Annotated in this window: 18 protein-coding genes and 1 pseudogene; 17 read left to right on the plus strand and 2 right to left on the minus strand. The window is 73.6% G+C overall.

Going from position 1 to position 20,238, the window contains the following annotated elements; translation table 11 throughout:
- From KR546_RS11205 to KR546_RS11230, 6 genes and pseudogenes are all read left to right on the plus strand, one after another.
- On the plus strand, nucleotides 1-2,163 hold the full coding sequence (locus KR546_RS11205; RefSeq protein ID WP_238444801.1) for a hydantoinase/oxoprolinase family protein: 2,163 nt from the start codon (nucleotides 1-3) through the stop codon (nucleotides 2,161-2,163).
- Nucleotides 2,160-4,157 (plus strand): annotated as a pseudogene (locus KR546_RS19285) (hydantoinase B/oxoprolinase family protein); the annotation flags it as partial. The gene KR546_RS11205 and the pseudogene KR546_RS19285, both read left to right, overlap by 4 nt.
- 126 nt (nucleotides 4,158-4,283) lie before the next feature.
- On the plus strand, nucleotides 4,284-5,006 hold the full coding sequence (locus tag KR546_RS19950) for a maleylpyruvate isomerase family mycothiol-dependent enzyme (RefSeq protein WP_420804253.1): 723 nt from the start codon (nucleotides 4,284-4,286) through the stop codon (nucleotides 5,004-5,006).
- Between the two features lie 21 nt (nucleotides 5,007-5,027).
- Complete coding sequence (locus tag KR546_RS11220) at nucleotides 5,028-5,705, plus strand: DNA-3-methyladenine glycosylase family protein (protein WP_238444802.1); 678 nt, start codon at nucleotides 5,028-5,030, stop codon at nucleotides 5,703-5,705.
- Nucleotides 5,706-5,775: 70 nt separating this feature from the next.
- Nucleotides 5,776-6,933, plus strand: a complete 1,158-nt coding sequence (locus KR546_RS11225; RefSeq protein WP_238444803.1) for a CaiB/BaiF CoA transferase family protein — start codon at nucleotides 5,776-5,778, stop codon at nucleotides 6,931-6,933.
- Between the two features lie 85 nt (nucleotides 6,934-7,018).
- Nucleotides 7,019-7,474, plus strand: coding sequence for an SRPBCC family protein (locus tag KR546_RS11230; protein ID WP_238444804.1), 456 nt, complete (start codon nucleotides 7,019-7,021; stop codon nucleotides 7,472-7,474).
- An 18-nt stretch (nucleotides 7,475-7,492) separates the two neighbouring features.
- Here KR546_RS11230 and KR546_RS19290 read toward each other — a convergent pair whose 3' ends face one another.
- The gene (locus KR546_RS19290) at nucleotides 7,493-8,641 is read right to left on the minus strand and encodes a molybdenum cofactor synthesis domain-containing protein (RefSeq protein ID WP_274387974.1); all 1,149 of its coding nucleotides are present in this window, start codon (nucleotides 8,639-8,641) and stop codon (nucleotides 7,493-7,495) included.
- A 161-nt stretch (nucleotides 8,642-8,802) separates the two neighbouring features.
- Here KR546_RS19290 and KR546_RS11245 point away from each other — a divergent pair, with 161 nt between their 5' ends.
- From KR546_RS11245 to KR546_RS11275, 7 genes are all read left to right on the plus strand, one after another.
- Nucleotides 8,803-9,816 carry an AAA family ATPase gene (locus tag KR546_RS11245; protein ID WP_274387975.1) on the plus strand — a complete coding sequence of 338 codons (1,014 nt, stop codon included), beginning with the start codon at nucleotides 8,803-8,805 and terminating at the stop codon, nucleotides 9,814-9,816.
- Nucleotides 9,813-10,973 (plus strand): vWA domain-containing protein, encoded by a 1,161-nt coding sequence (locus KR546_RS19735; protein ID WP_238444806.1) that lies wholly within the window; start codon nucleotides 9,813-9,815, stop codon nucleotides 10,971-10,973. The genes KR546_RS11245 and KR546_RS19735 overlap by 4 nt, the downstream gene beginning before the upstream one ends.
- 33 nt (nucleotides 10,974-11,006) lie before the next feature.
- Complete coding sequence (locus tag KR546_RS11255; RefSeq protein ID WP_238444807.1) at nucleotides 11,007-12,143, plus strand: XdhC family protein; 1,137 nt, start codon at nucleotides 11,007-11,009, stop codon at nucleotides 12,141-12,143.
- On the plus strand, nucleotides 12,140-12,739 hold the full coding sequence (locus KR546_RS11260; protein ID WP_238444808.1) for a nucleotidyltransferase family protein: 600 nt from the start codon (nucleotides 12,140-12,142) through the stop codon (nucleotides 12,737-12,739). Before KR546_RS11255 ends, KR546_RS11260 begins: the two co-directional genes overlap by 4 nt.
- Nucleotides 12,740-12,744: 5 nt before the next feature.
- The gene (locus tag KR546_RS11265) at nucleotides 12,745-13,503 is read left to right on the plus strand and encodes a sulfite exporter TauE/SafE family protein (protein ID WP_238444853.1); all 759 of its coding nucleotides are present in this window, start codon (nucleotides 12,745-12,747) and stop codon (nucleotides 13,501-13,503) included.
- A 185-nt stretch (nucleotides 13,504-13,688) separates the two neighbouring features.
- Entirely contained in the window at nucleotides 13,689-14,471 is a 783-nt protein-coding gene (locus KR546_RS11270; protein WP_238444809.1) for an enoyl-CoA hydratase/isomerase family protein, read from the plus strand.
- Nucleotides 14,472-15,434 carry a class I SAM-dependent methyltransferase gene (locus KR546_RS11275; RefSeq protein ID WP_238444810.1) on the plus strand — a complete coding sequence of 321 codons (963 nt, stop codon included), beginning with the start codon at nucleotides 14,472-14,474 and terminating at the stop codon, nucleotides 15,432-15,434. It abuts the gene before it with no gap.
- On the opposite strand, the gene KR546_RS11280 is transcribed toward KR546_RS11275, so the two are convergent.
- Complete coding sequence (locus KR546_RS11280) at nucleotides 15,386-15,829, minus strand: PPOX class F420-dependent oxidoreductase (RefSeq protein WP_238444811.1); 444 nt, start codon at nucleotides 15,827-15,829, stop codon at nucleotides 15,386-15,388. The genes KR546_RS11275 and KR546_RS11280 overlap by 49 nt on opposite strands.
- Nucleotides 15,830-15,945: 116 nt before the next feature.
- On the opposite strand from KR546_RS11280, the gene KR546_RS19740 reads away from it, so the two are divergent.
- From KR546_RS19740 to KR546_RS11300, 4 genes are all read left to right on the plus strand, one after another.
- Nucleotides 15,946-16,851: an acyltransferase gene (locus KR546_RS19740; protein WP_238444812.1), complete on the plus strand. Its 906-nt coding sequence runs from the start codon at nucleotides 15,946-15,948 to the stop codon at nucleotides 16,849-16,851.
- A 69-nt stretch (nucleotides 16,852-16,920) separates the two neighbouring features.
- Complete coding sequence (gene moaA, locus KR546_RS11290) at nucleotides 16,921-17,970, plus strand: GTP 3',8-cyclase MoaA (RefSeq protein ID WP_274387976.1); 1,050 nt, start codon at nucleotides 16,921-16,923, stop codon at nucleotides 17,968-17,970.
- 167 nt (nucleotides 17,971-18,137) lie between these two features.
- Nucleotides 18,138-19,379 carry a phosphotransferase gene (locus KR546_RS11295; RefSeq protein ID WP_238444813.1) on the plus strand — a complete coding sequence of 414 codons (1,242 nt, stop codon included), beginning with the start codon at nucleotides 18,138-18,140 and terminating at the stop codon, nucleotides 19,377-19,379.
- Between the two features lie 58 nt (nucleotides 19,380-19,437).
- On the plus strand, nucleotides 19,438-20,163 hold the full coding sequence (locus KR546_RS11300; RefSeq protein WP_238444814.1) for a hypothetical protein: 726 nt from the start codon (nucleotides 19,438-19,440) through the stop codon (nucleotides 20,161-20,163).
- The last annotated feature ends 75 nt before the right edge of the window (nucleotides 20,164-20,238 follow it).

Consider the following 20,238-nt stretch of genomic DNA (forward strand, 5'->3'; position numbering starts at 1 on the left):
ATGCCCGACGTCACGCCGCCCGACGACGGGCGCCGTCACGTCCGCATCGGCGTCGACACGGGTGGCACCTTCACCGACGTGGTCGCCTTCGACGAGCGCACGGGTGTGCTCACCACGACCAAGACGCCGTCCACGCCGGCCGACCCGGCCCGGGGCTTCATGGCCGGGATCGACAAGATCCTCGGCCAGCTGGGTGGCGACGGCAGCGACGTGGCCGCCGTGACCCACGGCACCACCGTGGCCACCAACGACCTGCTGGAGGACAAGGTCGCCCACATGGGCCTGGTCACCACGGCGGGGTATCGCCACGTGCTCGAGATCGCCCGCCAGAGCGTCCCGGACGGCTACGGCAACTCCTACTTCTGGGTCAAGCCCGACCGGATCGTCCCGGTCGACCGGGTCCGCGAGGTCGCCGGACGCCTGGACGTCGACGGCACCGAGGTCACGCCGCTGGACCTCGACCAGGCCCGTGCGGTCGCGGCGTGGTTCCGGGATCGCGGGATCGACACGATCGGGGTGTGCCTCCTGCACTCCTACGCCGACAGCTCGCACGAGGAGCAGTTGCGCGACGTCCTGGCGGAGGTCCACCCGGACGCGGTCGTGTCGATCAGCTCCGAGGTGCTGCGCGAGTACCGCGAGTACGAGCGCACCGTCACCACCCTCGTCGATGCCTCCGTCAAGCCCCGCGTCGCCGCCTACATCGAATCGATCCGGCGACGTCTCGACACCTACGTGTCGACAGAGGATGGCGCCCCGAAGGCTGCCGACGGAGCATGCGGGCCCGGAGGGCCCGCGTTCAGCATCATGAAGTCCAACGGCGGGGTGATCAGCGCCGAGGAGGTCGTCCACCAGCCGATCACGACGGTGCTGTCCGGCCCGGCCGCCGGTGCGCTGGGCGCGGCCGTCATCGCACGCGAGGCGGGCTGGGACCGGCTGTTGACGTGTGACGGGGGCGGGACGTCCACCGACGTGTCGGTGGTGCTGGACGGGCGCCCGACCCTGACCACCGAGGGCTCGGTCGGACGCTTCCCCTCCAAGATCCCGATGATCGACATCGTCACGGTGGGCGCGGGCGGCGGGTCGATCGCCTGGCTGTCACCCGAGGGGACGCTGAAGGTCGGCCCCCGGTCGGCCGGCGCCGACCCCGGGCCGCTGTGCTACGGACGGGGCGGGACCGATCCCACCATCACCGACGCCCACCTGGTCCTGGGCCGGATCCCGCCCCACCTGCTGGGCGGCGAGATCCCCCTGGACGTCGACGCTGCCCGGACCGGGATCGCCGACCTGGCCGGCCGCCTGGACATGGACGTCGAGGCGTGCGCCCGCGGGATCCTCGAGATCTCGGCCTTCAACCAGGCCAACGCGATCCGCCAGGTCACCGTCCGCCGGGGACTGGACGTGCGCGACTTCGCGATGGCGGCGTTCGGCGGCTCCGGGCCACTGCTGGTCTGCCGGCTGATCGACGTGCTGGGGCTGGCCGCGGTGGTCGTCCCGCCCGACCCGGGCAACCTGTCGGCCTTCGGGCTGCTGACCGTGGACGTGCGCAACGACTACGTCCAGACGGCGGTCGCCCGAGACACCGACCTCGACCTCGCCGCGGTCGGTGCCGTCTACGACGACCTGCGTGACCGGGCCGCCGACGCGCTGGTTCGCGAGGGCTTCGACCAGGCGGACCATGTCTTCGAGCGCACCGCCGACCTGCGCTACGACGGCCAGGCCTTCGAGGTCCGGGTCGACGCGCCCGCGTCCGGCCCGGTCGACGCGACGTTCCGCGACGCCGTCGTCGAGGCGTTCCACGACGCCCACGAGCAGCTGTACGGCTACGCCTATCGCGACGACCCGCGCCACCCGGTCGAGTGGGTCAACCTGCGCGTCACGGGGGTCGGGCCGATCACCCGGCCGCGGCTCCCGCGGCTGGACGCCCGGGACGACGGCACGGTCGCCGACGCCCGCTCGGGGACCCGGCGGGTCCACTTCACGGACTGGCACGAGGCCCCGATCTACTGGCGCGGTGACCTGCGGGCCGGCGACGTTGTGGACGGGCCCGCGGTGGTCGAGGAGTTCGGCTCGACCATCCCCGTGCACGACGGCTTCCGGGCGACCGTCGACGAGCTCGGCAACATCGTGGTGCGCGTGCGGGACGACAGTGGGGAGCCGGCATGAGCGACCAGGCGAGCCCCCGCGGCCGGGCCGGCGACCATCCGTTCGACCCGGGCACCGGCAACCTCGGACCGCTCGACGACGCCGCCGACACGATCGATCCGGTCGTGCTCGAGATCGTCCGCGGCACGCTCGCGTCGATCGAGAAGGAGGTCGAGGACGCGATCGGCCGGACGTCGCGGTCGCCGATGATCCGCGACGCGCACGACTACCGCGCCGGGATCCACGACCGCCACCTGCGCAAGCTGACCGGGCGGTCCTACTCGGCCCTGGTCCAGCCGATCGTGCGGGACTTCCCGGTCGAGGAGATGGTCCCCGGCGACGTGTTCTTCCACAACGACGTCTACGGGTCCGAGGGCGGCATCGGCCACCTCCCGGACCTGTGCATCACGGTCCCGGTGTTCGCCGATCCCGACCCCGACGACGGGGACGCGTCCCTGCCCGTGCTGGCGTTCGTGCAGGCGTTCGGCCACCACGACGACATCGGCGGTGCCGTGCCCGGCTCGATGCCCAGCGACGCCACCTCGGTGTTCGTCGAGGGCCTGATCGTCCCCCCGATCAAGCTGTGGGACGCCGGTGTGCCCAACCGCGCGGCGCTGACGATCATGACCCGCAACTCGCGCATGCCGGACTCGCTGGCGGGTGACCTGCAGGCGGAGGCGTCGGCCTGCCTGATGGGCGCTCGCCGCGTCGCCGAGCTGTTCGCCCGCTACGGCACCGATGTCGTCGAGGCCGCATTCGACGAGATCGTGGCGACCTGCGCCCGGACCTACCGCCGCGAGATCCTGTCCCGGATCCCCGACGGCAGCTGGACCTGGGAGGACTACGCCGAGCACGACGGGGTCGACGAGCCCCGGCTGCACGCCCAGCGGATCACCCTCACCAAGACCTCCGACGACACCCTGCCCGACGGTGGCGGGCGGTTGACGATCGACTTCGCCGGCACCTCGCCTCAGGCCCGTGGTCCGATCAACCACGTCGGCGACCGGGCCGACGGGAACTTCCTGAAGAAGTGGCTCGCCCCGATCCTGCGCAACCTTGCCGAGACACCGGAGCGAATGGCCGAGCTGGACGTCAACGAGGGCGTGGTCGAGTTCATCGACATGCGCTTCCCGGAGCCCGGGACCCTGCTGACCCCGAACTTCCCCGCCCCGACCAACGCCCGCACGTTCGTGATCCTGCGTCTGCTGGGCGTGCTGGCCGGGGTGCTGGCCAAGGCCGTCGACGGCGAGATGCCCGCCGACCAGGAGACCATCCGCTACACGGGCGTGTACGGCACCCGGGCGGACGGCTCGTCGTACCTGATGCGCGAGGTGCTCGGTGGTGGCTCCGGGGGGCGCCCCTACGCGGATGGCGAGGACACCATCCACGTCGTCCCGGACTCGCGCAACCTCCCCACCGAGTTCACCGAGTCCCGGTTCCCGTTCCGGGTCGAGCGGCTCGGGCTGGCGATCGACTCCGGGGGCCCGGGCCTGCACCGGGGCGGACTGGGCTACGACAAGCACGTCCGGATGCTCGTCGACGCCTCGTTCATGTCGATCGCCGACCGCTCGATCCTGTCGTGCTGGGGCGTGCGTGGTGGACGGGCCGGCCGACCGTTCCGGGTCACCATCGACCCCGGCGGCCCGGACGAGCGCGAGGTGGACGCGCTGGCCGACGACGCGCCCGTGAAGGCCGGCGAGCTGATCCGGATCCAGACCACCGGCGGAGGTGGGTGGGGCGACCCGCTGGAGCGCGACCCGGCAGCGGTGGCCCGGGACGTGTGGTGGGAGAAGGTGTCGGTGGACGGTGCGCACGACGACTACGGCGTGGTGTTCACCGACGACCTGGCCGACGTCGACGTCGCCGACCTGCACGACGCCCCGGCCGTCGACCACGACGGCACGGCCGCGCGACGGCAGGCGATGCGCGACGAGCGCGGCGAGCCGTCCTTCTTCGACCGCGGCCCCGGGTTCGCCCGCCTGCATCCGGACGGCGCCACCCAGGCCGACGTCGACACCCCGGCTGACCCGACGTCCGGGTCGGGGTTGGCCGCGGTGCGTCGTGGTCTGGTTGGATGCGACCGGCGGGCCCGACGGTCCGGCGACCCCACCCACGACGGGCTGACGATGCTGATCTCGACCATGCAGGTGCAGGAGGCCCAGCACGCGCTGATGGCCGACCTCGACGGCCTGGCCGACGCCGACCTGGCCGCACCGAGCAGGTGTGAGGGCTGGACCCGTGGCCACGTGCTCAGCCACGTCGCCCGCAACGCCGACGCGCTGGTCAACCTGTGTCGCTGGGCGTTGACCGGTGACCCCACCCCGATGTATCCGTCCCAGGAGTCCCGCAACGCCGACATCGCTGCCGGCGCCGAGCGGGGCATCGACGAGATCGTCGCGGACCTCGAGGCGACCAACGAGCGACTGCTGGACGCCATGGGGGAGGTGGAGGGCGCCGTGGCGGTCGACCCGTCCGTCGCGGCCCGCGACCTGCGACTCGGGGACCTCGAGACGGGTCGGGTGGTCCCGGCACGCGACCTGCCGTGGCTGCGGTTGCAGGAGGTCCAGGTGCACCACCTCGACCTGGACCTCGGACTGCGCCCCCAGGACTGGATGCCGGCCTGGGTCGCCGCCGGGCTGCCGCGGGTGTGGCGTCGGATGGCCGGGCGACTGGACGACCCGCCTCGGCTGGTCGTGCGTGGGCCCACCGGCGACGACGTCATCGATCCGGCCGGCAGCGGGGCCACGATCGTCGGCACCGCCCCGGACCTGCTCGTGTGGCTGCTCGGACGCTCCGACGCCGACCAGCGTGCCCGGCTGTCCGTCGAGGGTGGTGGGGACCTCCCCGCGCTCCCGGCCTACTGACGTGCGACGTCCGGACACGCCATGACGACGGGCCCGGGGGGGCTGGACGAGGACCAGTTCGGCCGGACGGTCGAGTTGCTGGTCGCGGGCGACGAGGACCTCGCGGGCATCGTCACGCGTCACGGCCGCCCCGGCTTCTGGTCGCGGCCGGCGTCGTTCGCGACGCTGGTGCTGCTGATCCTCGAACAGCAGGTGTCGCTGGCGTCGGGCAAGGCCGTCTTCGACCGGCTGCGTGACCGGGCCGGAAACGTCCGCCCCGCCGACGTCGCCGCCGTGCCCCACGACGACCTCCGCGCGGTCGGCATGACCCGCCAGAAGGCCGGCTACGTCGCCGACCTCGCCCGCGGGATCCTCGACGGGTCGGTCGACTGGGAGGCGATCACCACCGGGGACCGGGCCGCCACGCAGGAGGCGCTGCTGGCCGTGCGGGGCATCGGGCCGTGGACGGCCGAGGTGTGGTTGCTGGCCTGTCGGCGGATGCCCGACGAGTGGCCGGTCGGCGACCGGGCCCTGCAGGTCGGCACCGCGGACGTCGTCGGCCACGGCGAGCCACTCGTCGGCGACGACCTGCGCCGGGTCGGACGCCGCTGGGCACCGCACCGGTCGACCGCGGCCCGGCTCGTGTGGCACGACTACCTGGCCCGTCGTGACCGGGCCGAGACCGTCGTCGAGGGACTGGACCACCCGGTCGAGGACTGACGCGGGGCATCGCGCAGGCGACTGGAGTCCTAGCCTCGGCCCCGTCGCCCACCCCCGTGGAGGAGGTCCCGTGGTCGCCACCCCCGGCCCACTGACCGACGTCGTCGTCATCGACCTGACCCGTGCCCTGTCGGGCCCCTACGCCACCATGATGCTGGCCGACGCCGGGGCCGACGTGGTCAAGGTCGAGCGGCCCGGCACGGGCGACGACACCCGGGGCTGGGGCCCGCCCTTCCTGGGCGAGGGCGACGAGCGCGAGTCGTCGTACTTCCTGGCCGTCAACCGCAACAAGCGCTCGGTCCAGCTCGACCTCAAGCAGCCCCACGGCATCGCCGCACTGCGACGCCTGCTGGCCGACGCCGACGTGCTGGTCGAGAACTTCCGCCCCGGCGTGATGGCACGGCTGGGCCTCGGACCCGACGACCTGGCGCGCGACTTCCCCCGGCTGGTGACCCTGTCGATCACCGGCTTCGGCGAGGGGGGACCGGACGGGGGGCGGTCCGGGTTCGACCAGATCGTGCAGGGCGAGGCCGGGCTGATGTCGATGACCGGTCACCCGGGCGGCCAGCCGACCAAGTTCGGCGTGCCGATCACCGACGTCCTGTCGGGGATGTTCGGGGCGTGGGGGGTCGTCAACGCGCTGTACGAGCGTGAACGCACGGGTCGTGGCCAGCGGGTCACGACGTCCCTGCTGGCCTCGGCCGTGGCGGTGCACGCCTACCAGGGGACCCGCTGGACGCTGGGTGGTGAGGTGCCGGGGCTGGAGGGCAACCGCCACCCGTCGATCGCCCCGTACGGCGCGTTCACGTGTGCCGACGGGTGGATCACCGTGGCGGTCGGCTCCGAGGGCCTGTGGGCCCGCTTCGCCCCGCTGGTGGGCCTGGCCGTCGACGACCCCCGCTTCGCACGCAACCAAGACCGGGTCGCCCACGTCGACGAGCTCGAGACGGCGATCAACGGTGCCCTGGCCGGGGCCGACGTCGACACGTGGATGGCGCGCCTGCACGACGCCGGGGTGCCGGCGGGACGCATCAACAGCATGGACCGGGTCTATGCGCTCGACCAGCTGGACCACCTCGACATGCTCGACGAGGTGGACCATCCGACCGCCGGCACGCTCCGCCTGCCCGGCTCCCCGGTGCAGTGGTCGAGTCGTGCCCAGCGGGAGGTGGTCGCCCCGCCGCGGCTGGGTGAGCACGACGACGAGGTGCTGGGTCCGGACGACTGACGATCCATGACCGACGGGCGAGTGGCCGGACGGGCGCGAGGTCGGGGCCTAGGGTGATCGCTGTCGCCGACACCGGGAGTCCCCCGTGGCCCGCATCGTCCGCACCTTCACCGTGGAGCGCCCGGCGACCGACGTCTTCGACGCGATCGCGGACTTCGCCACCGCCGAGGAGTGGGACCCGGGCGTGCGTGCCTCCCGGCCGGGGGACGGCCCCCGGGTCGGCGAGGGTGCGACCTGGCACGTGGAGTCCGGTCTCGGCCCGGTCGGCCTGCCCCTGCTCTACACGACCACCACGTGGGACCGCCCCGACCACGTCGTCCATCGCACGGAGAACTGGTTCGCGGTCGGTGAGGACGACGTCCGGGTGGTCGAGGAGCGTGGCACGACCACGGTGACGTGGGACGCCCGGTTCACCTTCCGTGGTCCGGGCCGGCTGGTCGACGCCGTGGTCCAGAAGGGCTTCGAGGGTGTCGGGGACCGGGCCGTTCGTGGGCTGGAGAACTGGCTGCGTGCCGGCGGCCGAGGGCACGACCCGTCATAGCCGCGCGTCCTGCGAGCGTCAGCGGCGGTCGTTGCGACGGGCGACGAGGTCGGCCAGGGTGGCGACGGCGATCTCGGCGGGGGTCTTCGAGCCGATGTCGAACCCGATCGGGCGGACGATCCGGTCGAGGTCGGCGTCCGTGCGTCCCCGCTCGCGCAACGGCCCGACGTGGGGCCCTTCGTGGCGCGCCGAGCCCATCAGGCCGATGAACCGGGCGTCGGTGTCCAGGGCCGTGTCCAGCATGTCGACCAGCTCGTCACGGTGGTGGTCGGTCACCACCACGTCGGTGGTCGGGTCGGCCGCCTCGGGCGTCGCCGCGACCACCATGGGCGACGGGTCCTCGTCGGTGACCGGGGCGGTCGGCGCGTCGCGCTCGGCGACGCGCGGATCCACCAGCACCGTCCGGTAGCCCAGCTCGCGACCCCACGCGAGCAGCAGCGCCGACAGGGGCGAGGCGAAGACGGCCATGAGCGTCCCGACCTCGCGGTCGTCGTCCCCCTCGCCATGGGCGAGCGCACACGAGTCGTCGTGGACGTGGCCGGGCTCCCCGTGGTCCGGGCCGGCTGCCACGTCGTGTGCGGCGCCGTCGTGCCCGGCGTGGTCGTGCTCGGCGTGGTCGTGCCCGGCGTGGTCGTGCTCGGGAGGTGGGGACGACACATCGCCATGGCCGGTGTCACCGGCCAGCAGGTCCAGCGCATGCGGGACGAGCTCGAGCACCGCCTCGACGGACTCGCGTGCCCCGGACGGGCTGCCGGGGACGGCCAGGACGAGGCTGGTGCCACGGGTCGCCGCGACGGATCGTGACAGGTCCGCCAGGGGGGTCGAGGCGCGACCGACCGCCCGCATCACCTCGCCGAACCCGGGCAGCACCCGGTCGGTGACGGCATGGAGCGCCTCCGGGGTGACGTCACGGGGTCCGAGCCCGGTGCCACCGGTGACCACGACCAGCCGGGCGCCGTCGGCGCAGGCAGCGGCGATCGCGGTGGACAGGTCGTCGACCTCGTCGGGAACCACGCGGCGGTCGATCGGTGCGTGTCCGGCCTCGGCGAGGAGGTCGGCCAGCAGGTCGCCCGAACGGTCCTCGCGGGTGCCGTGGTGGACCCCGTCGGAGGCGGTGATCACGGTGGCGGGGGGTCGCGTCGGCGTCGTCGTGGGTGCCTCGGACATGGTCGGGACCTCCGCGTGTCGTGGGTCGTCGAGTCTAGGTCCGGACGGGATGGTGCCTGGCCGTGTGGCCCCAGCGCCCGGTCGCCGTGTCCGCCGTCGTCGGGGATGGTTCCATGGACCACCGGGGCCGAACGCCACCGACCGCGAGGGGACCACCCGCAATGACCGAGTCCGGCCAGTCCGCCCCCACCCCGACCGAGTCCGCGCCCGGGTCCGCCCAGCCGGCCCCAGGTGACCGGCCGACCGGTGACCGGCTGACCGACGACCGGGGTGCGCTGGCGCCACGTGACCTCCAGGAGCGGATGCGCCAGGAGGCCTACCTCGCCGACCGGGGCCTGGCGACGGCGGTCTCGCTGGCCCTGCGACTGGGTCGCCCGTTGCTGCTGGAGGGGGACGCGGGCGTGGGCAAGACCGAGGTGGCCAAGGTGCTCGCCCGGATCCTGGACGTCGAGCTGATCCGGCTGCAGTGCCACGAGGGCATCGACGCGTCCCAGGCACTCTACGACTGGGACTACCCCCGCCAGCTCATGGCCCTGCGCGCGATGGAGGCACTGGGGGCCGCGCCCGACGGCTCGGTGGAGCACGCCGCCGAGGGGGCGTCGCTGGACGAGGTCTCGGACCGGCTCTACACCGAGCGGTTCCTGCTGGAACGGCCCCTGCTGCGTGCGCTGCGCTCGGGGGGGCGGGCCGTCCTGCTGATCGACGAGATCGACCGTGCCGACGACGAGTTCGAGGCCTTCCTGCTGGAGATCCTGTCGGACTTCCAGGTGTCGATCCCCGAGCTGGGCACCATCGCCACCGCGACGCCACCCGTGGTGGTGCTGACCTCCAACCGGACCCGCGACCTCCACGAGGCACTGCGTCGTCGGGCGCTGTACCACTGGATCGACCACCCGGACGCCGCCACCGAGACCGAGATCATCCGCGTGCGGGCCCCCGAGGTCCCGGCCGGGCTGGCCCGGAGTGTCGCCGACGTGGTCGTGCGGCTGCGCCAACTCGACCTGTTCAAGCCACCGGGCGTGGCCGAGACGCTCGACTGGGCGCGTGCGTTGACCCTGCTGGACGTGTCGGCGCTCGACCGGGACGTCCTGGTCGACACCCTGTCCGCGCTGGTCAAGGACCACGACGACCTGGCGCGGGTCCGTGCGGACCTGGACCGGGTGCTGGGCGGGTGAGTGCCGTGTCCCGGGACCTGACGATCGGTGTGCCGGACACGTCGGTGCCGGGTGGCGGACGCGACCTGCGGACCGAGGGGATGGCGTTCGTGGATGCCCTGCGCACCGCCGGGCTGGCGGTGCCGCCGTCGCGCGCCATCACCTTCCTCGAGGGGCTCGCGGCGCTGGAGCCGCCCGACGTGCTGGACACGTTCTGGACCGGGCGGGCCACGCTCGTGGCCCACCCGGACGACCGCGATGTCTACGACCGCGTCTTCCGTGCCCACTTCGTCGGCGAGTGGGCCCCGCCGGACAGGGCGTCCGAGGCGGCCGAGCCCCAGACCGTCTGGGTGGACGGGACGGGGGCCGACGACCAGCCCGAGGCCCCCGACGACGAACAGCACCCCGGCGCGGTCGCCAGCGCGACGGAGGCCCTGCGCCATCGCCGGTTCGACGAGGCGTCCGACGAGGAGCTCGCGGCGATGCGCCGGCTGATGTCGCGCATCGAGCTCGACCTGCCACGACGACGGTGGCGTCGGACCCGCCCCCACCGTCGCGGCGCCCGCCTGGACGTCGGCCGGTCGCTGCGCCGCGCGATCCGGACCGACGGCGAGGTGGTCGACCGGGTGTGGCGTCGACGCCGTGTCCGGCGCCGGTCGCTGGTGCTGCTGCTGGACGTGTCGGGCTCGATGTCGGACTACAGCCGGGCGCTGCTGCAGTTCGCGTTCTCGGCAGCGGTCAAGGCCGACCGGGTCGAGGTGTTCGCCTTCGGGACGCGGCTCACGCGACTGACCGACCAGCTGCGCGAGTCCGATCCCGACGCCGCGCTGTCCGGGGCCGCGCGCGCGGTCGTCGACTGGGACTCGGGCACCAGGATCGGGGCCAGCCTCGACACGCTGCACCGCCGATGGGGTCGGCGCGGCGTCCTGCGCGGGGCCGTCGTGCTGGTCGCCTCCGACGGGCTCGAGCGTGGCGAGGTCGAGCTGTTGCGTGCCTCGATGGAGCGCCTGGCCCGCCAGGCCCACGCGGTCGTCTGGGTCAACCCCCTCAAGGTCGACCCCCGCTACGAGCCCCTCGCACGGGGGATGGCCGCCGCGCTGCCCTCCGTCGACCACTTCCTCCCCGGACACGACGTCGCCAGCCTCGACGCGCTGGCCGACGTGATCGCCGCCGTGTGAGCAGGCGGACCACGCCCCCGACCGGAGCACGCCATGGATGAGCTGCAGCAGGTGCTGAGTGCCGCACGGGACCAGGACCGACAGGACCGGCGGTGGGCGCTGGCGACGATCGTGGCCGTGTCCGGATCGACCTATCGGCGGGCCGGTGCGCGGCTGGTCGTGCGGGACGACAACAGCTGGGTCGGCAACCTCTCGGGTGGGTGCCTGGAGGGCGAGGTGCTCGAGCTCGGTGGCGCATCGATCGACGACGGCCGACCACGACGCGACTTCTACGACCTGACCGCCGACGAGGAGGCGATCTGGGGCTGGGGACTGGGCTGCAACGGTGCGATGGACGTGTTCGTCGCACCCGACCGGGTCGCACGAAGCCACCTCGACCTGCTGGAGCGCGGACGGGCGACCGGCGCCCCGTTCCGGCTGGTCACGATCATCGCCGACGGGTCCGACGGGTCCGACGGGTCCGACGGGTCCGACGGCGACGCGGCAGCGGATGGCCCCGAGGTGGGCGCGACCGCCCTGCTGACGGCCGACGGCGCGGTCGACGGCGCACAGGACGTCGGCGACGAGGTGGTCGCGGCCGCGCGGCTGACCGACGAGACCACCGTGCTGGAGGTCGGGGAACGCGAGGTGTTCGTCGAGCACACCGGGCCCCCGCTGCGGGTGCTTGTCTGTGGTGCCGGACACGACGCGATCCCGGTCGTGGCGCGCGGGGCGTCGCTGGGTTGGGACATGGTCGTCGTCGACGACCGCGCGTCGTTCCTGGACGAGGAGCGATTCCCGGAGGCAGCAGGGTTCGTCCACGCCGACCCCGGTGACGCGGCCGAGGCCGCCGACGTCGGCCCCCGGGACGCGGCGGTGGTCATGAGCCACAACTTCCTGCGCGACGCGCAGTACCTGGCATCGCTGGCACCGGTCGGGCTGTCCTACCTGGGGATGCTCGGGCCGGGCGCCCGGCTGGAGCGTCTCGTCGACCACCTGCTCGAGCAGGGCACCGACGTTCGCGACCACCTCGGGGCGGTGCACGGCCCGGCCGGGCTCGACCTCGGGGCCGAGGGGCCCGACGAGATCGCCCTGTGCATCGTCGCCGAGGTCCTCGCCGTGCAGCGCGATCGCGAGGCCGGATTCCTGCGGGACCGCGGGGGGCCGATCCACCGCCCGGAGGACGGATGACCACGGCGGATGCACTGGGCGTCGTCCTGGCGGCGGGTGCGGGGACGCGGTTCGGTGCCACCAAGCAGCTGGCCGAGGTCGCCGGCCGACCCCTGGTGCGCCATGCCGTCGACTTGATCGCCGCCGCCGGTCTGGACGTGCTGGTCGTGGTCGGCCACGAGGCCACCCGGGTCGCCGCGGCGCTGCCCGACGAGGTCGCCGGCCGCACCGTGCGCACCGTGGTCAACCCCGAGCCCGCCCGTGGCCAGGGCTCGTCGCTCGCGGTCGCGGCGGCAGCGGCGGGCCGGCGGCCGCTGGTCGTCGTCCTGGGGGACCAGCCGGGCGTGGTCCCGGACGACGTGGCACGGGTCCTGGTGGCGCTGGGGGAGGGGGCCGTGGCCGCGCGGATCGTCCACGACGACGGTCCCGGCCACCCGGTCGGCCTGTCCGGCTCGCTGCACGACGACCTTCTGGCGTTGCGGTCCGACCGGGCCGGGCGTGACCTGCTGGACCGGCTGGAGGTGGTCGCCCTGCCGGCCGGCCACGCGCGACCGGTGGACGTCGACACGCCGGCCGACCTGGACCGGGCCACGGACGACCTGGGGGACGGGACGTGACGTCGCTGACGCTGGTCGAGCAGGTCGTGGTCCTGCTGGCGGGCATCGGCGCCGGGACCATCAACACGATCGTCGGATCCGGCACGCTGATCACGTTCCCCGTCCTGGTGCTTCTGGGCGTTCCTCCGCTGACGGCGAACGTCTCCAACACCGTCGGGCTGGTCCCGGGGGCGATCAGTGGGACCTGGGGCTATCGCCGCGAGCTGCAGGGACAGGGCCGGCGGCTGTGGTGGCTGGGTGGTGCCGGGCTGGCCGGCGGGCTGGTCGGCGCCGTCGCCCTGCTGGTCGCACCGGCCGGGGCCTTCGACGCCGTCGTGCCCGTCCTGATCGTCCTCGCGCTGGTCGCCGTCGTCGCCCAGCCCCGGGTCGCCGAGCGGCTCGCCACCCGGCCCACCACGGGGCCACCGGGACGGCCCCGTCTCGTGCTGCTCGTCGGCGTGTTCCTGACCGGGATCTACGGCGGCTACTTCGGTGCCGCCCAGGGGGTGCTGCTGCTGGCCCTGCTGGGGATGACGATCGCCGAGGACCTGCAACGACTCAATGCGACCAAGAACCTGGTCGCGACCCTGGTCAACGGCGTGGCGGCCGTGGTGTTCGTGGCCGTCGCGGAGGTCGACTGGCGCGTCGCGGTGCTGATCGCCATCGGGTCGGTCGTCGGTGGCCAGGTCGGCGCCACGGTCGGCCGCCGGTTGTCGCCGGTCGCGCTGCGCGCCGTGATCGTGGTCGTCGGCCTGCTCGCCGTCGTCCGCCTCGTGACCACCTGAGCCCACCCGGGCGTTCGTGGCCGAGTGGGGCGGTCACGAACGCCAGGCGATGGGGGAGGGTGGCGTTCGGTGGCGTTCGTGGCCGAGTGGGGCGGTCACGAACGCCAGGGGACGGTGGTCGCGGGGACCGGGACGCTGGTCGGTGAGAAGTAGGCTCGGGGTCGATCCCGACCGAGGAGGACCCGATGGCCGAGCTGGTGAGCCTGGACGTGGACACCGACACGGGCGTGGGGGTGGTCGAGTTGCAGCGACCCCCGATGAACCCCATCTCCCTGCAGCTCGCGCGCGAGCTGACGGAGCACGTCCGCGTCGCGGTCGACGACCCGGACTGTCGCGCACTGGTGGTGTGGGGTGGCCCGAAGGTCTTCGCGGCGGGTGCCGACGTCAAGGAGTTCCCGGACTGGGGGCCCGACGAGGGACGCGAGGCCGCGGTGGTCCTGCACCGGGCGATGGACAGCATCGCCGAGGCCCCACTGGTCAGCATCGCGGCCATCGCCGGGTACGCGCTGGGTGGAGGATTCGAGCTGGCACTGGCATGCGACTTCCGCGTCGCGGCCGAGGACGCCAAGGTGGGCTTCCCGGAGGTCCAGCTGGGGCTGCTGCCCGGCGCGGGCGGCACGCAGCGGATCGCCCGCCTGGTGGGCCCCAACCGGGCCAAGGACCTGGTGTTCTCGGGCCGGATGGTCGACATGGAGGAGGCGGCCGGGCTGGGCATCGTCAACCGGGTCGTGGCTGGCGACGACCTGTTCACGACGGCGACGTCCATGGCCGCCACGTTCGCCGCCGGGCCGGCCTCGATCGCCCTGGCCAAGCGGGCGATCGACGAGGGGGTCGGCCTGGGCCAGGCCGAGGCCATGGCGCTGGAGCAGGAACTGTTCGCGACCGCGTTCGGCACCGAGGACAAGGACATCGGCGTCCGGTCGTTCCTCGACAGCGGTCCCGGCCGGGCCGAGTTCGTGGGGCGCTGAGTGGCTGCGTCCGCCCCCACGCCCGCGGGTCCGCAGGACCTTCCGGAGCGCACCGACGTCAAGGGGGTCCAGGCCGCCTACCACGACTGGGAGGCGGCCAGCTACGACGACAAGTTCGGCATCTCGTGGGACCCCCACGTCACCGACTACGCGGCCGACCGGTTCCGCCGCGGGCTGGGGGACCGGCCGGTGCCCGGGCGGGTGCTCGAGCTCGGCGCCGGGACGGGCTTCTTCGCGGTCAACCTCGTCAAGGCCGGCCTGCTCGACGGCGACCTGGTCTGCAGCGACCTGTCACCGGGCATGCTCGAGGTGTGCGCCCGCAACGCCGCCGCCAACGACGTCGCGATCACCACGCAGGTCGCCGACGCCGAGGACCTGCCCTTCCCCGACGGCTCGTTCGACGTCGTGGTGGGCCACGCGGTGCTGCACCACCTGCCGGTGCCGGGCCTGGCGATCCGCGAGGCGTTCCGGGTCCTGCGACCCGGCGGCGTGCTGCTCGTCGCCGGTGAGCCGACGTACTGGGGCGAGCGCGTGACGACGATCGTCAAGCGGGCGACCTGGCGGGCCTTCCGGGCAGTCACGGCGGTGCCGGCCCTGGAGCACCTGCGGCGGGTCGACGGCCCGGCCGACGACGTCGACGCCGCGCTCGCTGCCCTCGAGCACGAGGTCGACCTGCACACCTTCCACCCCGACGAGGTCGAGCGCATGGCGTCGGTCGCCGGGTTCACCGACGTCACGGTCGCGACCGAGGAGCTGGTGGCGAACTGGTGGGGGTGGGGGATCCGCACCGTCGAGGGGTCGATGCGCGCCGACGCGGTCGGGACGCGTTGGGCCATGACGGCCTTCCGGGGCTACCGGGCGCTGACCCGGCTCGACGAGGCCGTCCTGGCCCATGTCGTCCCACGCGGCCTGTTCTACAACCTGGTCCTGTCGGCCCGACGTCCGACTGCCCCGCCCGACTGACCCGCCTGGCGGTGGTCGACGATCCGGTCGGGTCGGATCCGCAGGATCGCGCGCTCCGACCGGACCGTGCTGGCGTAGTCGTGGCCGGTGTAGCGACGCGAGCAGGCGTCGATGTGGTCGCGGGCCTCGTCGCCGCGGACCACCTCGACGACCTCGCCGCGGATCTCCACGTAGGAGTAGGCGTCGTCGACGTCCCAGACCGTGACCGTCACCCGGGGGTCGCGCTCGACGTTGCGGAACTTGGCCCGGTGCACCTCGGTGTTGATCAGGACGTGGTCGTCGTCGGCGTCGACCCACATGACCTGGGTCTGCGGCCGCCCGTCGTCGAACAGCGTGGTCAGTACGGCGAAGTTGGTCGACGAGGCGAAGTCACGGACGTCGGGGGCGAGCGGCATGGTGGGACCTCGGCAGCGCGGGGAGGGGGCGGACGATCGGCACGGCGAGCCGTGCGTGGGAGCGACACTAGTGTGACGTCGGTCCACCACAGGAGTCGTCCGGGGAGGTCGAGCCGGTGCCACGTCCCTCGCCGTCCTCCCCCGTCGTGGCGCCGGTCGCGCCCGTCCAGGCGGTCGACGACGAGCCCAGCGCCGACCACGCCCTCGCGCAGTTGCGCGAGTTGCTGGTCGCCCGGGAGGTCGGGCGGGAGGGCCTGCGGCGTGCGACGCGGCTGGCCCACGACGCCGCGGTCGAGGCCGGGCTGGGCGAGCAGTTCCGACGTCCTCCGCCCCGGCTGCGCTACCCGCGGTTCGGCTGGCGCGAGGCCATCCGTCGTGGCGTGGACCGCCACATGTGGACCCGCGACCACGTGGCGACCTACCCCCGCTGGGTCGCGCACCGCGCGCGAGCCGCCGCCCTGGGCCAGGACCTGGTCGCCCACGGGATGGTGTTCACCGGCCGTGACGTGCACCTGCGAGCCCGGGCCGGTGCCGCCCGGCTGGTGCTCGGGCCCTGGTGCTGGATCGGGGACCGCAACCGGTTGCGGGTCCACGAGGGACAACTGGTGCTCGGCGCCAAGGTGGTGCTGGGCACGGCGAACCAGGTCAACACCTGGCTGGACGTGGAGATCGGTGACCAGACGTTGCTTGCCGACCACATCTACCTCTGCGACTTCGACCACCGGGTGGACCGCCTGGACGTGGCGATCAAGGACCAGGGGATCGTGACCGCCCCGGTCCGGATCGGGCCGGACTGCTGGATCGGGGAGAAGTCCACGGTGCTGCGGGGGGTCGACGTCGGTCGCGGGGTCGTCGTCGGCAGCCAGTCGGTGGTGCGCGACGACCTGCCGCCGTTCGCGATCGCGGTCGGGCGTCCGGCCCGCCCGGTGCGCTCGCGGCTGCCCGACGGGGTCGACCCCGACGAGGCGGCCGCGCTGCTCGCCCGCGGCCTGCCCGTCCCCGGCGACCCCCTCGAGGACTGACCCGCCACCGCGCGTCGACCTCCCCCTCCCGCGAGGTGGGCGAGGGGGGTCGTGGGTACCGTCGGTGCCATGGCATCCATGCCCGGACCGACCGACGCCTTCGCCCGACCGCTGACCGACCTGCGGGTCTCGGTCACCGACCGGTGCAATTTCCGCTGTCGCTACTGCATGCCACGCGAGATCTTCGGGCCCGACCACGCCTTCCTCGAACGTGACGAGTTGCTGTCGTTCGAGGAGATCACCCGACTGGTCGGGCTGTTCACGACCTTGGGTGTGCACAAGGTCCGGCTGACCGGTGGGGAGCCGTTGCTGCGCTCCGACCTGCCCACGCTGATCGCCGGCATCGCGGGCCTGGACCGGATCACCGACCTGGCCCTGACCACCAACGGGACCCTGCTGCCGCGCCATGCCGCGGACCTCGCGGCGGCGGGCCTGGACCGGGTCACCGTGTCGCTGGACGCGCTCGACGACGAGATCCACCGCGCGATCTCCGACACCCGCGTCCCCGTGACCGCGGTCCTGGCCGGGATCGAGGCGGCCCGCGCCGCCGGCTTGCCGGTGAAGGTGAACACGGTCGTCAAGCGCGGGGTCAACGACGACGAGATCACCGCGATGGCCGCGTGGGGTCGTCGCGAGGGCATCACGGTGCGCTTCATCGAGTACATGGACGTCGGTGCGACCAACGGCTGGCGACTGGACGACGTCGTGCCGGCGGCCGAGGTGGTCGAGCGCCTGTCGACCCTGGGTCCGCTCGAGCCGATCGGCGACGGGACGCCGGGTGGCGACGTGGGCGACGTGCAGACCGGCCCGGGCCAGGTCGCGGAGCGGCTTCGCTGGAGCGACGGCGCGGGCGAGGTCGGCGTGATCGCGTCGGTGACCCGGCCGTTCTGCCGGACCTGCTCGCGGGCACGGCTGTCGTCCGTGGGCGAACTGTTCACCTGCCTGTTCGCCACGTCCGGGACCGACCTGCGCGGACCCCTCCGCGACGGAGCCACCGACGACGAGGTGGTCACGATCGCGCGCGACACCTGGACCCACCGCACGGATCGCTACTCCGAGGAACGCACCGCCGAGACGGCGCGCGACGACCGCGTGGAGATGTCCTACATCGGCGGCTGACTCGCCGGAGGTCGGGCGCGGGAGCCTGGCCCGTGAGCCGTCCATGAGAGACCTCTCACGGACGGCTCACGCCCGGCTCACGATCGACGGCCATCGTGGTGACCACGATGACCTCACCCTCGCCCGTCCCGCCGCCCGCCCCTGAGTTGCCCAATGGTGACGCCGTCATGGCGACCAGCCGGTTGGCCGATCCGGACCTGCCCGTCGTCGAGGAGTTGTTCGCGCCCGGCGTGCCCGGTCCCGTCGCCGCGGCCGTCGCGTCCGTGGGCGCACGCGCCGAGCACGCTGCCCTGCGACAGGTCACCTGGTGGCCGGGGTCGTCGTGCACCGCCCGGTGGGACGTGGAGATGGCCGACGGAGGTCCGCTGACGGGCGGCCTGGACATCGTGGCCACGACGAAGCGTGCACCGGCAGGGGCGTTGGAGGTGGTCGCCGACGACGACCGGGTGGCGGTCTGGGCCGTCCCGCACGACCCGTTCCTCCCCGGTCTGCCCGCGGTCCTGGACAGCGACGTCGCGGCCGACCTCGTCCGGCGCCTCGGTGGCGGCGCGACCACCATGCGGACCCGGTTGCGTGCCCATCGCCCGACGCGGCGTGCCGTGGTGGAGATGAGCGGACTCGGTCCCGATCGCCTCTACGCCAAGGTCGTGCGGCCCGGGCGTGCCCGTGACCTCCACGACCGCCACGTGGAGCTCAGCGAGGTGCTGCCGGTGCCGCCGTCGCTGGGTGTCGACGACGAGCGCGGCGTCGTGGTCATGTCCCACCTCGAACCGCCGACCCTGCGCCGGGTCCTCGAGGATCCGACCGCGGTCCTGCCCGATCCCGGTGAACTGCTGGCCCTGGCGACCGGGTTCCCGGAGGTCTCGGACGCCCGCACGACCAGCTCGCCGATCGAGCGGCTCCCCGGCCTGGTCGAGCTGCTGCAGGCCATCGTTCCCCACGAGCGCGCACGCCTGGACTGGCTGCTGGAGGCCGTCGGCACCGACGGCGTGACCGATCGCCAGCCCGTCCACGGGGACTTCCACGAGGCCCAGGTGCTGGTCGACGACGGCCGCGTGGCCGGCGTGCTGGACGTCGACGGCGTCGGCACCGGACGGCCCGCCGACGACACCGCCACCCTGCTCGGCCACCTCGCCATCTGGGGAACGATCAGCAACCAGCCCCATCGCGTGCGGACGTGGGCGGACGAGGTCCTGCGTCGGGCCGACTCGGTGCTCGACCCGGTCGACCTGCGCCTGCGGGTCGCCGCCGTCGTCGCCGGCCTGGCAACGGGGTCCTTCCGGGTCCAACGTGCCGACTGGCCCGCCGACACCAGCCGCCGGATCGACCTCGCCCTGCGCTGGGTCGCCTCGGCCCGCCGGATCGCCGACGTCGAAGATGAGCCGTCCCTCACGCGGCTCACAGGATGACCTCATCGCCCCCGGCGACCGTGTGCAGCACGGATCCCGACGACAAGAGGAACCAACCATGAGTCCCCGCAACCCCTTCAAGCAGCCACGCGACTGGAAGGCGGTCGCGGCCGTGACGGCCGCCTCCGCCCTGGGCGTCGCCGGCGCGATCGGTGCGTTCCAGGGTGGTGACGGCGGCGCGCTGGCCGCCATCGACCTCGCGGACACGCGCGACATCTCCGAGCGTGCGACGAGCCAGGCGGTGATCAACGCCGAGCCGATCCCGGCCCGGGTCGACCTCGACTCGCCGTTCGACGACGACACGCTGGGTGACGATGCCGACGCCGTGGCGATGGCTGCCCGGGACCGCGCACGGCCCGCCTCCGCCGACAGCCCGGCCAGCCCGCAGGTGGCGTCTGTCGACAGCCCGCAGGTGGCCGACGCCGATGCGTGGGACCAGGCCCGCAACGACAGTGCGCCATCGGCCGACAGCCCCGCGTCCGCGCAGTCCGCCCAGTCGGTGCAGTCCGCGCAGTCGGCGCAGTCGGTGCAGTCCGCGCAGTCGGTGCAGTCGGCGCAGTCGGTGCAGTCCGCGCAGTCGGCGCAGTCCGCCCAGTCGGTGCAGTCCGCGCAGTCGGTCGCGTCCGCCGACAGTCCCGCCGTGCGACAGTCGGTCGCCAGCGCGTCGGTCGACAGCCCGCCGGCCCCGGCGAGCGCCGACAGTCCGGCGTCGGCCGACAGCCCCCAGTCCGTCGACAGTCCCGCGTCCGCCGACAGCCCGGACGACGGCTCGGCCGACTCCTGAGCACCGTTCCCCCGGGGCATGGCGGTCCGCGCCCACCGTGCCCAGCGAGGTCCCGCGGCCGACCGGCCGCGGGAG

Source organism: Salsipaludibacter albus (genome assembly GCF_019798055.1).
GTDB classification, from domain to species: domain Bacteria; phylum Actinomycetota; class Nitriliruptoria; order Nitriliruptorales; family Nitriliruptoraceae; genus Salsipaludibacter; species Salsipaludibacter albus.